The organism is Streptomyces sp. NPDC002324 (genome assembly GCF_053593335.1).
Genome location: NZ_JBSFCF010000010.1, coordinates 16,769 through 30,811, shown reverse-complemented (window position 1 = coordinate 30,811; position 14,043 = coordinate 16,769). Strand labels below are relative to the sequence as shown.

Annotated in this window: 7 protein-coding genes; 3 read left to right on the top strand and 4 right to left on the bottom strand. The window is 70.5% G+C overall.

The genetic code is table 11. The features are described from left to right. Positions 1-30: 30 nt before the first annotated feature. Positions 31-1,965 carry a serine/threonine-protein kinase gene (locus ACWCRJ_RS15790; protein ID WP_450939810.1) on the top strand — a complete coding sequence of 645 codons (1,935 nt, stop codon included), beginning with the start codon at positions 31-33 and terminating at the stop codon, positions 1,963-1,965. A gap of 69 nt (positions 1,966-2,034) precedes the next feature. Here ACWCRJ_RS15790 and ACWCRJ_RS15785 read toward each other — a convergent pair whose 3' ends face one another. Then, positions 2,035-7,008 (bottom strand): NAD-glutamate dehydrogenase, encoded by a 4,974-nt coding sequence (locus ACWCRJ_RS15785; RefSeq protein WP_450939809.1) that lies wholly within the window; start codon positions 7,006-7,008, stop codon positions 2,035-2,037. A gap of 592 nt (positions 7,009-7,600) precedes the next feature. On the opposite strand from ACWCRJ_RS15785, the gene ACWCRJ_RS15780 reads away from it, so the two are divergent. Next, positions 7,601-8,167: a DJ-1/PfpI family protein gene (locus tag ACWCRJ_RS15780; RefSeq protein WP_450939808.1), complete on the top strand. Its 567-nt coding sequence runs from the start codon at positions 7,601-7,603 to the stop codon at positions 8,165-8,167. A 64-nt stretch (positions 8,168-8,231) separates the two neighbouring features. Here ACWCRJ_RS15780 and ACWCRJ_RS15775 read toward each other — a convergent pair whose 3' ends face one another. Beyond that, complete coding sequence (locus ACWCRJ_RS15775; protein WP_005486872.1) at positions 8,232-8,900, bottom strand: HAD family hydrolase; 669 nt, start codon at positions 8,898-8,900, stop codon at positions 8,232-8,234. 441 nt (positions 8,901-9,341) lie between these two features. Beyond that, on the bottom strand, positions 9,342-9,857 hold the full coding sequence (locus ACWCRJ_RS15770; RefSeq protein WP_450939807.1) for a DUF6912 family protein: 516 nt from the start codon (positions 9,855-9,857) through the stop codon (positions 9,342-9,344). 386 nt (positions 9,858-10,243) lie between these two features. Here ACWCRJ_RS15770 and ACWCRJ_RS15765 point away from each other — a divergent pair, with 386 nt between their 5' ends. Beyond that, complete coding sequence (locus tag ACWCRJ_RS15765) at positions 10,244-10,792, top strand: Rv3235 family protein (RefSeq protein ID WP_450939806.1); 549 nt, start codon at positions 10,244-10,246, stop codon at positions 10,790-10,792. 192 nt (positions 10,793-10,984) lie between these two features. Here ACWCRJ_RS15765 and secA read toward each other — a convergent pair whose 3' ends face one another. Beyond that, entirely contained in the window at positions 10,985-13,831 is a 2,847-nt protein-coding gene (gene secA, locus ACWCRJ_RS15760) for a preprotein translocase subunit SecA (protein WP_450939805.1), read from the bottom strand. Positions 13,832-14,043: the final 212 nt, after the last annotated feature.

The following is a 14,043-nucleotide window of genomic DNA, read 5'->3' as shown; positions in this document are numbered from 1 at the left end:
AAGTGCCGTATAAGCTTCGGACCGCTTCAAGTGCCCAGGCACGGCACAGGAGTTCGGCACCGCACGGGGGAGGCTCCCATCAGCAGCACCACTGGCGACATCCTGAGCCCGCTGGGGCCGCAGGACCCGAGAGAGACCGCCGGATACCACCTGCACGCCCGCATCGGCGAGGGCGGCATGGGCACGGTCTACCTGTCGCACACACGTGGCGGCCAGCCCGTCGCCCTGAAGGTCATCCGCCGCGAGTACGGCCAGGACGCCGACTTCCGCCGCCGCTTCGAGCAGGAGGTCCAGGCGGCCCGGCGCGTGCAGGGCTACCACATCGTCCCGGTCGTCGACCACGACACCACCGGCGAACTCCCCTGGCTGGCCTCGGCGTTCATCGCGGGCATCCCCCTGCACGACGCCCTGGTCGGCTTCGGGCCGCTCCCCCTGCCCGCCGTGTTCCAGCTCGTCGGCTGCGCGGCCCGCGCCCTGACCTCCATCCACGCGGCCGGCGTCATCCACCGCGACCTCAAGCCCAGCAACATCCTGCTGGGCTCCCAGGGCCCGTACGTGATCGACTTCGGCATCGCCCGCGCCGCCGACGCCACCCATCTGACCCAGTCCGGCGGCCTGATCGGCACCCCGCAGTACATGTCGCCGGAGCACGCCCTCGGCGAGCAGGTCACCCCGGCCACCGACGTCTTCTCGCTGGGCCTGATCGCCGCCGTCGCGGCCACCGGACGCCACCCGTACGGCGACGGCGGCGCCATCACCATCGCCGCGCAGATCGCCAACACCGCCCAGCGGCCACCGAGGCTCGACGGGTACGACGAGCGGTTGCGCCCTCTGCTGGAGCACTGCCTGACCGCCGACCCGGCCGCCCGCGCCGGCACCGAGGAACTGGCCGCGCTCTGCCAGGAGTCGGCGGGCCGCGGCCTCAGCGACTTCACCGGCTGGCTCCCGGCCCCGCTCACCGCCGAGATCGCCCGCCGCGAGCAGTCGGTCCGCACCCCGCCGCAGCCGTCGGCGCCCCAGATGCCCGCCGCTCCCCCGTCCGCCGCCCCGACGGCCCCGGCGGCCCCGCCCCACGACCCGGCGGCCTACGCCCAGGGCACCACGCAGGGCGCACCCCAGCAGGCCCCGACACCGCCGCCGACCGGCTTCGGCCCGGCATCCCAGGGCCCGGCACCCACTCCCGGCTACGGCTACCCGCCCCCGGCCACGGACACCTACAACCTCACCCCGCAGGGCACCGCCCCGGCCCCGGCACCGGCGCCGCCCAAAAAGAGCCGCCGCGGCCTCAAGGCGGCCCTGGTCGCCCTGGTGTTCCTCCTCGTGGCCGGCTCGGGCGCGGCCGCCGCGGTGTACGTGCTCGGCGAGAAGGACGACAGCAACGCCGCAGCGAACGGCACCAAGGACACCGGCGGAGGCGACACCAAGGACGACGACAAGGCCACCCCGGCACCGAGCCCGACCGAGTCCGACACCGACTCCGGCGGCCAGGACACCCAGGACGACGGCACCGACCCGACCGGGTCCACCACCGACGTGCCCGCGAACGCCACGTACACGGTGCTCTTCGAGGACAAGACGCTGAACGTGCTGAGCCCCGTCAGTCTGGCGAACACCTATGTGGACTTCGACGTCCCCAAGGTCGACCCGTCCAACTACATGTCCGTCGACGTCCAGGAGTTCTCCGCCAGCTCCACGGATCTCACGTTCGCCCGGCCCATGGGCAAGGCGGCCGGCACCACGCCCGAGGAGTGCCTGGCGGGCGCGGAGCAGAACCCGTTCACCCAGACGCTGAGCGGTGATGCCATCAACCGGGACGACCAGATCGTCAAGGGCGACCACCTCTGCACGGTCACCGGCGAGGGAAACCTCGCGATGTGGACGATCACCGAGGTCGAGGCCCCCAGCGACGTGGACTACCTGCCCAACCTGAAGGGCACGATCACCGTCTGGGAGATCGCGCGCTGACCGCACGGCACGGTACGACGGGAAGGGGGCGCCCCACGGCTGTGGAGCGCCCCCTTCCCGTCGTACCGCCTACGAGTGGCTGCGCAGCAGCGTCCTCATCGTCCGCATCGCCACCGACAGGTTGGCGAGGTCGAACGCGTCGGAGGTCTGGATCTCCTCCAGGGTCGTCCGCGCCCGGCCCAGCAGTGCCGCGTTCTTCTGCTCCCACACCTTGAAGCGCTGCTCGGGGGTGGAGGAGCCGTTGCCCGCGGAGAGGACCTCGGCGGTGAGGGACGCGTGGGCCGCGTACAGGTCCTCACGGATCGCCGCGCGGGCCATGGACTGCCAGCGGTCGGCACGCGGCAGCTCGATGATGCGGTCCATGAGCTGGGTGATGCTCAGCCGGTCGGCGAGGTCGTAGTACACCTCGGCGACCTCCATCGGCGCCCGGCCGACCCGGTCCGCGACGGCGACGATGTCGAGCGTGGGGAAGGCCGAGGAGAAGCCCGCGACCCGCGTGGCCAGCTCCTCCGGGACCCCCGCGCCCGTCAGCTCGTCGTAGATCTCCTGGTACCACTCCAGGTCCGCGCCGCGCAGCAGCCTGGGCAGCTCGCCCCAGACCAGATGGACGCCCTCGGAGAAGAACGCGACGGTCTCGCTGAGCTGGAGCGGCTGCGGCCGGTTGTTGAGCAGCCAGCGCGTGCCGCGCTCGACGAGGCGGCGGGAGTGCAGCCGGATCCGGGTCTGGACGGCCGCGTCGACCGTGTTGTCCAGGCCCTCGACGGCGTCCCACACCTCGCCCGACCCGAAGATCGCGCGGGACGCGGTCTGCGCCCGGACGATCTCCTCCAGCGAGGCCCCGGTCTCCTCCCGCAGCCGGTGCAGGAAGCTCGTACCGCCCGTGTTGACCGTGTCGTTGACCAGCAGGGTCGTGATGATCTCGCGGCTCAGCGGGTGGCTGTCGATGTGCTCGGGGAACCGCTCGCCCAGCGCGGCCGGGAAGTACGCGTGCAGCAGCTTGCGCAGGTAGGCGTCATCGGGCAGCTCGGTGTGCAGCAGCTCGTCGGCGACGGTGATCTTCGTGTAGGCGAGGAGGACGGCCGTCTCGGGGCCGGTGAGGCCCTGCCCGGTGTTGAGACGCTCGCGGACCTGCCGGTCGGTGGGCAGGAATTCGAGCGCCCGGTCGAGGTGGCCCTCCCTGACCAGGTGGCGCATGAAGCGCTGCTGGGCGTGGAGCATGTCCGGGGACTGGGCGAGGGCGTTGGCGATCGCCGTGTTCTGTGCGTAGTTGTTGCGCAGGACGAGATGGCCGACCTCGTCGGTCATCTCGGCGAGCAGCTTGTTGCGCTGCTTGACCGTCATGTCGCCGTCGGTGACCAGGCCGTTGAGCAGGATCTTGATGTTCACCTCGTGGTCGGAGGTGTCCACGCCCGCGCTGTTGTCGATGGCGTCGGTGTTGACCCGCCCGCCGGTCTGCGCGAACTCGATCCGGCCCAGCTGGGTCAGGCCGAGGTTGCCGCCCTCGCCGACGACCTGGACCCTGAGGTCCCGCCCGTCGACCCGGATGGCGTCGTTGGCCTTGTCGCCGACGTCGGCGTGCGACTCGGTCGACGCCTTCACGTACGTGCCGATGCCGCCGTTCCACAGCAGGTCGACCGGCGCCTTGAGGATCGCCTTCATCAGGTCGGCCGGGGTCATCTTGGCGACCTTGTCCTCGATGCCGAGGACGTCCCGGATGTGGCCGTTGATCGGGATCGCCTTGGCGGTGCGCGGGAAGACGCCGCCGCCGGTGGAGATCAGATCGGTGTCGTAGTCGGCCCAGCTGGAGCGGGGCAGCTCGAAGACCCGGCGGCGCTCGGCGTAGGAGGTGGCCGCGTCGGGGCTGGGGTCGATGAAGATGTGGCGGTGGTCGAAGGCGGCGACGAGCCGGATGTGCTCGCTGAGCAGCATGCCGTTGCCGAACACGTCACCGGACATGTCACCGATGCCGACGACGGTGAAGTCCTCGGACTGCGTGTCGACGCCCACGTCCCGGAAGTGCCGCTTGACCGACTCCCAGGCTCCGCGGGCGGTGATGCCCATGCCCTTGTGGTCGTAGCCGGCCGAGCCGCCGGAGGCGAAGGCGTCCCCGAGCCAGAAGTTGTAGCTCTCGGCGACCTGGTTGGCGATGTCGGAGAAGGTCGCCGTGCCCTTGTCGGCGGCCACGACGAGATACGTGTCGTCCTCGTCGTGCCGGACGACGTCCGAGGGCGGTACGACCTCGCCCGCGACCATGTTGTCGGTGATGTCGAGCAGCGCGGAGATGAAGGTCTTGTAGCTCCGGATGCCCTCGGCGAGCCACGCGTCCCGGTCCACCGACGGGTCCGGGAGCTGCTTGGCGACGAAGCCGCCCTTGGCGCCGACGGGCACGATGACGGTGTTCTTGACCATCTGCGCCTTGACCAGGCCCAGGATCTCGGTACGGAAGTCCTCGCGCCGGTCCGACCAGCGCAGCCCGCCGCGGGCGACCTTGCCGAACCTGAGGTGCACGCCCTCGACGCGCGGCGAGTACACCCAGATCTCGTACGCCGGACGCGGCGCCGGGAGGTCGGGGATGGCCTGCGGGTCGAACTTCATGGAGACGTAGTCGTGCGGCCTGCCGCCGGCCGCCTCCTGGAAGAAGTTCGTGCGCAGCGTCGCCTTGATCACGGTCAGGAACGACCGCAGGATCCGGTCCTCGTCGAGGCTCGCCACCTGGTCGAGCGCCGCGTCGACCTCTTCGAGGAGCGCGTCGACGATCTCCCGGCCGGCCCGCTGCCGGTCCGGCGACATCCGGGCCTCGAACAGCGACACGAGCAACCGGGTGGTGTGGACGTTGTTGCGGAGGGTGTCCTCCATGTAGTCCTGGCTGAACGTGGACCCGGCCTGCCGCAGGTACTTGGCGTACGCGCGCAGCACCATGGCCTGCCGCCAGGTCAGGCCCGCGCTCAGCACGAGCGCGTTGAACCCGTCGTTCTCGGCCTGCCCGGTCCAGGTGGCGGCGAAGGCCTCCTGCACCCGCTCCCGGGCGTCGTCCCCGGCGTAGTCCACGCTGCCGGACTGCGGCCTCGGCATCCGCAGTCCGAAGTCGTAGATCCACGCGGTCGTCCGGTCCGCGCAGCGCAGCTCGTACGGCCGCTCGTCGATGACCTCGACGCCGATGCGGTTGAGGACGGGCAGCACCGCGGAGAGCGAGACCGAGCCGCCCTTGCGGTAGATCTTGAACCGGCGCTCGTCGGGCGCGGCGCCCACCGGCTCGTACAGGCTCAGCTCGAAGTCCTCGTCCTGGTCGAGCGCTTCGAGGCGGACGAGGTCCGCGACGGCCGAGCGGGGGTTGTGGTCGGCCTTGTACCCCTCGGGGATCGCGTTGCCGTACTTGCGCAGCATCTCGGCGGCGCGCTCCTCGCCGACCTCGGCGTTGAGCGCCTCGGCGAACCCGTCCGACCAGGACCGGGCGGCCTCGACGAGCTTGGCCTCCAGGCGTTCCTTGTCGGCGTCGCTGAGGTGCGGCAGTTCGGTGCCGGGCTGGACGCGGACCACGAAGTGCAGCCGGGAGAGGATCGACTCGGTGTTCCAGGCGGTGAAGTCGACGCTGATGCCGTCCAGTTCCTCCTTCAGGATGTCGATGATCCTGAGGCGTACGCCGGTGGTGTAGCGGTCGCGCGGGAGGTAGACGAGGGCGGAGTAGTAGCGCCCGTACTCGTCCTGGCGCAGGTACAGCCGCAGCCGCCGGCGCTCCTGGAGGTAGAGCACGGAGGTGACGATGGACCGCAGCTCGTCGGCCGAGGTCTGGAACAGTTCGTCGCGCGGGTAGGTCTCCAGGATCTGGAGGAGGTCGCGCCCGTCGTGGCTGTTGGGCGAGAATCCGGCGCCCCGCAGGACGTCCTCGACCTTGCGGCGGACGACGGGAACCCGGCGCACGGACTCGGTGTAGGCGGCGGAGGAGAACAGTCCGAGGAAGCGCCGCTCACCGATCACGTTCCCCTCGGCGTCGAACTTCTTCACGCCCACGTAGTCGAGATAGGACGGCCGGTGGACGGTGGCGCGGCTGTTGGCCTTCGTCAGGACGAGGATCTTGTGCTCACGGGCCTTGGCGCGGGCGTCGGCGGGCAGCCGCTCGAAGGAGGAGCTGACGGGGTGCTGGTCCTGCCCGGCGTGGTGCGGGTCGGAGCGCAGGATGCCGAGCCCGGTGCCGGCGACGGCGGCGAGGGAGTCGTCCTCGCGCAGCTCGTACTCCCGGAAGCCCAGGAAGGTGAAGTGGTCGTCGGCGAGCCAGCGCAGCAGCTCGCGGGCCTCCTCCACCTCCTCTCCGCGCAGGTCGTCGGCGGTGTGCTCGGCGGGCAGCCCGTCGGCGATCCGGACCGCCGCGTCCCGCATCTTCTCCCAGTCCTCGACGGCCTCGCGGACGTCGGACAGGACGCGCAGCAGGTCGTTGTTGATCTGCTTGAGGTCCGCCCGGTCGGTCTCGCGGTCGATCTCGACGTGGATCCAGGACTCGATGTGCGCGTCGTGCGGCAGCGCCTCACCGGCGGCCACGGCCGCGGCCGCCGCGGCGACGGCGGCCGGCTCGATGATCAGCTCGACGAGCTTGCCGGTGACGTCCCGTCGTACGACGACCTGGGGGTGGATGACGACATGGATGCCGCGCCCCTGCCGTGACAGCTCGTTGGTCACGGAGTCGACGAGGAAGGGCATGTCGTCGGTGACGACCTCGACGACGGAGTGGCTGCAGGTCCAGCCGTTCTCCTCGACGGTCGGGGTGTGCACCCGTACGTTGGCCGTGCCCTGGGGGCGGTTCTCGGCCAGCCGGTAGTGGGAGTGGGCGGCTCCGAAGACGTCGACCGGGTCACGGCCGCTCAGGTCCTCCGGGGCGGTGTGCAGGTAGTAGCGCTGGAGGAACGCGAGCACGGTGTCGTGGTCCGGGATGTCGGACGTGCTCTCGCTCGTCTTCCCAGTCGGTAGATACCCCCCGACCGGGCTGTTCTCAGCTACCCGGGCGGCCCGTTCGAGCAGCTCGGCCTTGGCTTCGTCCAGCTTGGTCTGCATTGTCCTCTGGCTCCTGTCGCGCGCCGTTGCGTGACGTAGAAGGAAGTACGAACTCGTGCCCTCCGACGCGCCACCACGACACGGGGTGTCCGGTCTGCTTCGACGCTATGCCGCAGGGTGAGACGAGCGGGGGGTAATCAGCCATTCTCGGTACCCGACAGGGATGTGACGCTGCTCTCGGCATCGCGCCGTCCGTGGGTGTACCCAGCGTCCCGGGAGCCCTGGTGGCTCCCTCCCGCCCGCGAGGACCAGCGACCGCCGCCCGGACACGGATGTCGTCCGTGCTCACCGGGCGCAGGGCAGGGACGACGAGGTCCCCGCGAACTATCGCGCTGATCACGCCACAAGGCTATCCCTCCGGACGGGGGGCACGTCATGAGCCGTATGTGTACAAAACAGGGGGTCGAACTTTGACGTTCTGCACAGTACCCATCGCGCACTTTTGAGCTTACCTCCGCGCAACCGAGCTTATACGCGCTTTCGTCGCGCCCGGAATCCGCACACCCCCTTGGCAGATCCTCACCCCGGATGCACGTTGCCCAGGAGGCCATAGCCTGACGAAGAAGCCCTGCGGCACCGAGGGGAGCCCACCATGACGGCCAAGATCCTGATCGTGACCGGCGACGCGGCGGAGTCGCTGGAGGTCCTGTACCCCTACCAACGCCTCCGCGAGGAGGGGTACGAGGTCCACATCGCGGCCCCCAGCCGCAAGAAGCTCCGGTTCGTCGTCCACGACTTCGAGGCGGGATACGACACCTACACCGAGAAGCCCGGCTACTCCTGGCCCGCCGACCTGGCCTTCTCCGAGGTCGACCCCGGTCAGTACGTCGCCGTCGTCGTCCCCGGCGGGCGGGCCCCCGAGTACCTCCGCAACGATCCCGAGCTGCGCAAGATCCTCAAGTCCTTCTTCGACACCGACAAGCCGGTCGCCCAGATCTGCCACGGCCCGCTGCTCACCGCCGCCGTGGACGCCCTGAGCGGCCGCCGCGTCACCGCCTACCCGGCGCTCGAACTCGACATGCAGGCCGCCGGCGCCACCTTCCAGGACGCCGAGACCGTCGTCGACGGCACCCTGGTCTCCGCCCGCGCCTGGCCGGACCACTCCAGCTGGATGCGGGAGTTCCTGACCGTGCTGCGGGCGAAGGCGCCGGTGACGTGAGAGGACGGGGCCGGGTACGCGGTGCCGAGCCGAAAGGGCTGGGCAGGAGGTGCCGAGCCGATCGCTACGCGGCCAGCCGCCCGGCCTCCTCGACGGCCTCCTCCAGGGTGTCCACGACGGGCACCCCGACCCACTCCAGGCTGGCCCTGCTGTGGGAACCCCCGGTGTAGAGCACCGCCTGCGCACCCACGTGCCGGGCGGCGACGGCGTCGTCGGCGGCGTCCCCGATCACGACGGTCCGTCTCGGCTCCACGCCCACGAGCCGGCGCAGGTGGCGCACCATGTGCTCGGCCTTGCTGCCTCCGGAGGGTCCGGTGCGCCCGTCGACCCGGACGAAGTGCGGCTCGATCCCGAAGCCCCGGACCAGCGGGACCAGTTCCTCGTGCACGTACATGCTGAGGATCGACTGGCTGCGGCCCGCCGAGAGCCACTCCGTGAGCAGTCCCGGCACCCCCTCGGTCAGCCCGCAGGCGACCCGGTGCTCCGCGTAGTACCGGTGGAAGACCACGTCCATGGCCTCCCACTCCTCGTCCGAGGGCAGCCGCCCGATCAGCCGCTCGTAGAACTTCGGCACCGGCACGCAGTACAGCTCCCTGTACCGCTCCAGCGTGATCGGCTCGATCCCCAACTCCGCGAACGCCGCGTTGGTCGCCCCGATGATCGCCTCGTTGTCGTTCAACAAGGTCCCGTTCCAGTCCCAGACGATGTGCGCCCCGACTCCGTTCATCCCCATATCCAAAAACTACCCTTCACCGCCGACAACGCATTCCCACCACCCACACCCACAAGGACCGCCGCCGGCCGTGCGCGACACAGCCACGCCGCCGTCGGCCCGACCGCGACGCCACCACACCCCGGGCGATCGCGCTCGGCGCCACCGCCGCCCGCCTGCCCACAGCCACGCCCCGCTCGACGGCCGACCCGCCGGACGCCGCCGCCCTTGCTGCCGCGCTCGGTGCCACTGTCGCCTACCCGCGCACAGCCACGCGCCCTCGGCGCCGGTCCCCTGGCCGCCCCCGCCTCCTCCACACGCTCCGCAGGCGATCGTGCCGCCAGGGGCGGCACGGGTGGGCGTAGCGGCACCCGGCAAGCGCCGGTCAGCGAACCGCCCCCGCCCGGCCACGGCGAAGGCACCGCACTCCCACCGACGCACAGGGCCACTGCGGCGGCGGGATCAGCTCCCCAGCCCCACGAGGTTCGGAATCTCCTGCGTCGCGTACCAGAGCAGCTCGTGATCGTCCGCCCCGTCCACGATGAACTGCGCGTCGTCGTCCCCCTGATCCGCCGCCCCCAACGCGTCCGCGGCCTCCCCGACCTCCTCCTCGGCCTCGGCCGAGTCGACGTGCACGGCCGCGGCCTTGCTCAACGGCACGGGCCCGGCCACCCGCACCTCCCCGAGCGCCACCGGGTCGAGCCCCCGGTCGGGGTCGGCCACCGCGTCCCGGTCGGCCACGTCCACCGCGACGACGACCCGCCGCCGCGCGGCCCCCGGATCCACGGCCACCAGCCGCAGCGACGCGAGCGCCGCCCGGTTCAGCGCCGCGTACTCCAGCTCCTCGATGTCGTCGGAGAGATACCACTCCCGCAGAGCCGGGGTGACGGCATACGCGACGAACGCCCCCTCCCCCAGCTCACCCGTCTTGTACGCCTCGGCGAGCCCGGGAAGGGTCAGGGGGACGTAGACGCGCATGGCTGGCCGCTTTCGTAGTCGTGGTCTCGGAGCGCCCCGGAGCGTTTCGGCGGTTCGTTCCGACGGTCCGTTCGCGCGACGCGTCCCGGTCGCCGCCGAGGCCCCGCGAAGCCTCCGGAGGGCCTTCAGGATACGTGCGGGCGTCCCCTTTCGAGCGCCCGCCCAGCCCTGCGGACGCGTCCACCCGGGGCCCGCCGCCTCACCCGGTGCGCCCCTGCCCCGCCGGGCCCGAACCCCCTCCCCGTCACCCTGATAGGTGAACATTCCCGGGCCCTCGCCGACAGTCCACGCTTCCTTGCCACGGCCCCCTCCGGCCTCGTACAAGATCCCCATCGCCAAGTTACCGACTGGTACCCGGCGGCCTCACCGACGAACGGGGATTTCCGATGAACAAGGTCATGACCAGGACCAAGCGCACCCCCGGCACCCGCCCGCCCGTCCGCCACGACACCCGCCGCCCGGGTCGCACCCCGGCTCGCACGACCCCGGGAGACGGCCGCCCGTCGGCGCCCCGCTCAGCGGCACCCGCGATCCCGCATCCGGCCCGCACGGCCCCCTCGGAGGCCCTCGCCGGACCCGTCCACCCCCACCCGCGCCCCACCGACCGCTTCGCCGACCTCCTCCTCGCCGTACTGAGCGGCCGCCGCCCGGTCCACAGCATGCTGCGCCACACCGCGGGACGGGCCTACGACGAACTGGCCTGGCTGGCCGAGCACGGCACCCTGCGCGTCCCCCACGGCGCCCACCCCGTCGTCCGCGACATCGGCTACTACGTGGCCGGCCCGGGCGCCCTGGAGGTCTTCGCCCGGATCGGCGCGGGGGACCGTCTGCGCGCCATGGCCTTCCGTCTGGAACACGGCCCCGACCACCGCTGGCGCTGCACGGCGGTGGAACTCGGCGGCCCGAGGCTCCCCCACCCGGACGACGAGGACTGAAGGACTGAACACCGGCCACGACACCCGGCGGCGGCGCCCCGGACGGTGGCGCCCCCGGCGGCGGCGCCCCCGGACGGAGGCCGCCACGCACGAAGGGCCGGGCACCCGAAGATGCCCGGCCCTCACAGACTCACAGCCCCGACGGCCCACGTCCCACCGCGCGCCCAGCGCGGCGGTGTCGGGGCGCGCCCCCTACTTCTTGCGGCGGCGGCTGGTCCTGCCCTGCTGCTTGCGGCGCTCCGCGCGGGTGAGACCGTCCGCCTCGGAGCGGATGGGCTCGTCCTCGGGGAGGTCGCCCTCCACGATGCCGCCCTCGCCGTCGACGGTGGGCGCGGAGAAGTGCAGACGGTCACGGCGCTGCGGGGCCTCCAGCCCCTTGGCGCGGATCTCCGGCCGGGACGCACCCGCCTGGGCCGGCACGGCGTCGCTCTTGTCCAGGGACGGCTTGGAGTCCTCGACCGGGACCTCCTCGACCTGCTGTTCGACCTGGACCTCCAGGTTGAACAGGTAGCCGACGGACTCCTCCTTGATGCCCTCCATCATGGCGGTGAACATGTCGAAGCCCTCGCGCTGGTACTCGACCAGCGGGTCCTTCTGCGCCATCGCGCGCAGGCCGATGCCCTCCTGGAGGTAGTCCATCTCGTAGAGGTGCTCGCGCCACTTGCGGTCCAGCACCGACAGAACCACCCGGCGCTCCAGCTCACGCATGATCTCGGAGCCGAGCTGCTCCTCGCGCGCCCGGTACTGCTCGGTGATGTCGTCCTTGATCGACTCACCGATGAACTCGGCGGTCAGCCCGGCCCGGTCCCCGGCGGCCTCCTCCAGCTCCTCGACGGTGACCTTCACCGGGTAGAGCTGCTTGAAGGCGCCCCACAGCCGGTCGAGGTCCCACTCCTCGGCGAAGCCCTCGGCGGTCTCGGCGGTGATGTACGCGTCGATGGTGTCGTCCATGAAGTGCTGGATCTGCTCCTGCAGGTCCTCGCCCTCCAGGACGCGGCGCCGCTCGCCGTAGATGACCTCGCGCTGCCGGTTGAGGACCTCGTCGTACTTGAGGACGTTCTTCCGGGTCTCGAAGTTCTGCTGCTCGACCTGCGACTGGGCGGAGGCGATCGCGCGGGTGACCATCTTGTTCTCGATCGGGACGTCGTCCGGCACGTTCGCCATGGACATCACGCGCTCGACCATCTGGGCCTTGAAGAGTCTCATCAGGTCGTCGCCCAGCGACAGGTAGAACCGGGACTCGCCGGGGTCGCCCTGACGGCCGGAACGACCGCGCAGCTGGTTGTCGATACGCCGGGACTCGTGCCGCTCGGTGCCGAGGACGTAGAGCCCGCCGAGGTCCTTGACCTCCTGGAACTCCGTCTTGACCGCTTCCTCGGCCTTGGCCAGGGCCTCGGGCAGGGCGTGCGCCCACTCCTCGATGTGCTCCTCGGGGTCGAGGCCGCGCTGGCGCAGCTCCGCCTCGGCGAGGTCGTCGGGGTTGCCGCCGAGCTTGATGTCCGTACCACGGCCGGCCATGTTCGTGGCCACGGTGACGGCGCCCTTGCGGCCGGCCTGGGCGACGATCGTCGCCTCCCGGTCGTGCTGCTTGGCGTTGAGCACCTCGTGCTGGACGCCGCGCTTGCTCAGCTGCTGCGACAGGTACTCGGACTTCTCGACCGACGTCGTACCGACGAGGATCGGCTGGCCCTTCTCGTGCTTCTCGACGATGTCGTCGACCACCGCCTCGAACTTCGCGACCTCGGTGCGGTAGATCAGGTCGGACTGGTCCTTGCGGACCATCGGCCGGTTGGTCGGGATCGGGACGACACCGAGCTTGTAGATCTGGTGGAACTCGGCGGCCTCGGTCATCGCCGTACCGGTCATGCCGCAGAGGCCGGGCCGCTCCTTGCCGTTGTGGTCGTGGCGCTTGTAGAGGCGGAAGAAGTTCTGCAGGGTGATCGTGGCGAGCGTCTGGTTCTCGTCCTTGATGTCCACCCCTTCCTTCGCCTCGATCGCCTGGTGCATGCCCTCGTTGTAACGGCGGCCGGCGAGGATACGGCCGGTGTGCTCGTCGACGATCATGACTTCGCCGTCCATGACGACGTAGTCCTTGTCCTTCTTGAAGAGCTCCTTGGCCTTGATGGCGTTGTTCAGGTAGCCCACCAGAGGGGTGTTCACCGACTCGTAGAGGTTGTCGATGCCCAGCCAGTCCTCGACCTTGGAGACGCCGGACTCGTGGATGGCGACCGTGCGCTTCTTCTCGTCGACCTCGTAGTCGCCGGTCTCCTCGATGCCCTTGAGGGGCTGGCCGGGCTCGCCCTTCTTCAGGCGCGTGACCAGCTTGGCGAAGTCGCCGTACCACTTGGTGGCCTGGTCGGCCGGGCCGGAGATGATCAGCGGCGTACGGGCCTCGTCGACGAGGATGGAGTCGACCTCGTCGACGATCGCGAAGTTGTGGCCGCGCTGGACGAGCTCGTCCTTGGACCACGCCATGTTGTCGCGGAGGTAGTCGAAGCCGAACTCGTTGTTCGTGCCGTAGGTGATGTCGCACGCGTACTGCGCGCGGCGCTGGGCCGGCGTCATGTTGGCGAGGATGCAGCCGACGCTCAGGCCCAGGAACTTGTGGACGCGGCCCATCATCTCGGAGTCGCGCTCGGCCAGGTAGTCGTTGACCGTGATCAGGTGGACGCCCTCACCGGACAGCGCGTTCAGATACGCGGGCAGCGTGCCGACGAGGGTCTTGCCCTCGCCGGTCTTCATCTCGGCGACATAGCCGAGGTGGAGGGCGGCGCCGCCCATGATCTGCACGTCGTAGTGACGCTGGCCGAGGGCGCGCTTGGCGCCCTCGCGGACAGTGGCGAACGCCTCGGGGAGCAGGTCGTCGAGGGTCTCACCGTCGGCGTACCGCTGCTTGTACTCCTCGGTGAGGGCGCGCAGATCGGCGTCGGAGAGGTCGACGAAGTCCTCTTCGATGGAGTTGACCTGGTCCGCGATGCGGTGCAGCTTGCGCAGGATTTTGCCTTCGCCTGCACGCATGATCTTCGAGAGGACGGACACGGGGGTTTGTCTCCTTGCCGGTCGGGCCTGGGGAGGGTCGGTTTCAATGACAGTTGACAGTCTTGAATCACAGCTTGAGCAACGGCCATCGTAAGCGAGGACCCCGGTGTGCCGGGAGGTCTGGCGGTGACAGCTCACCAGGACAACGGGCAGGCGACACCGATGGTGCCGCGTTCCGCCCACGAAATGCGCGAATCGTGACCGCCTCCTCA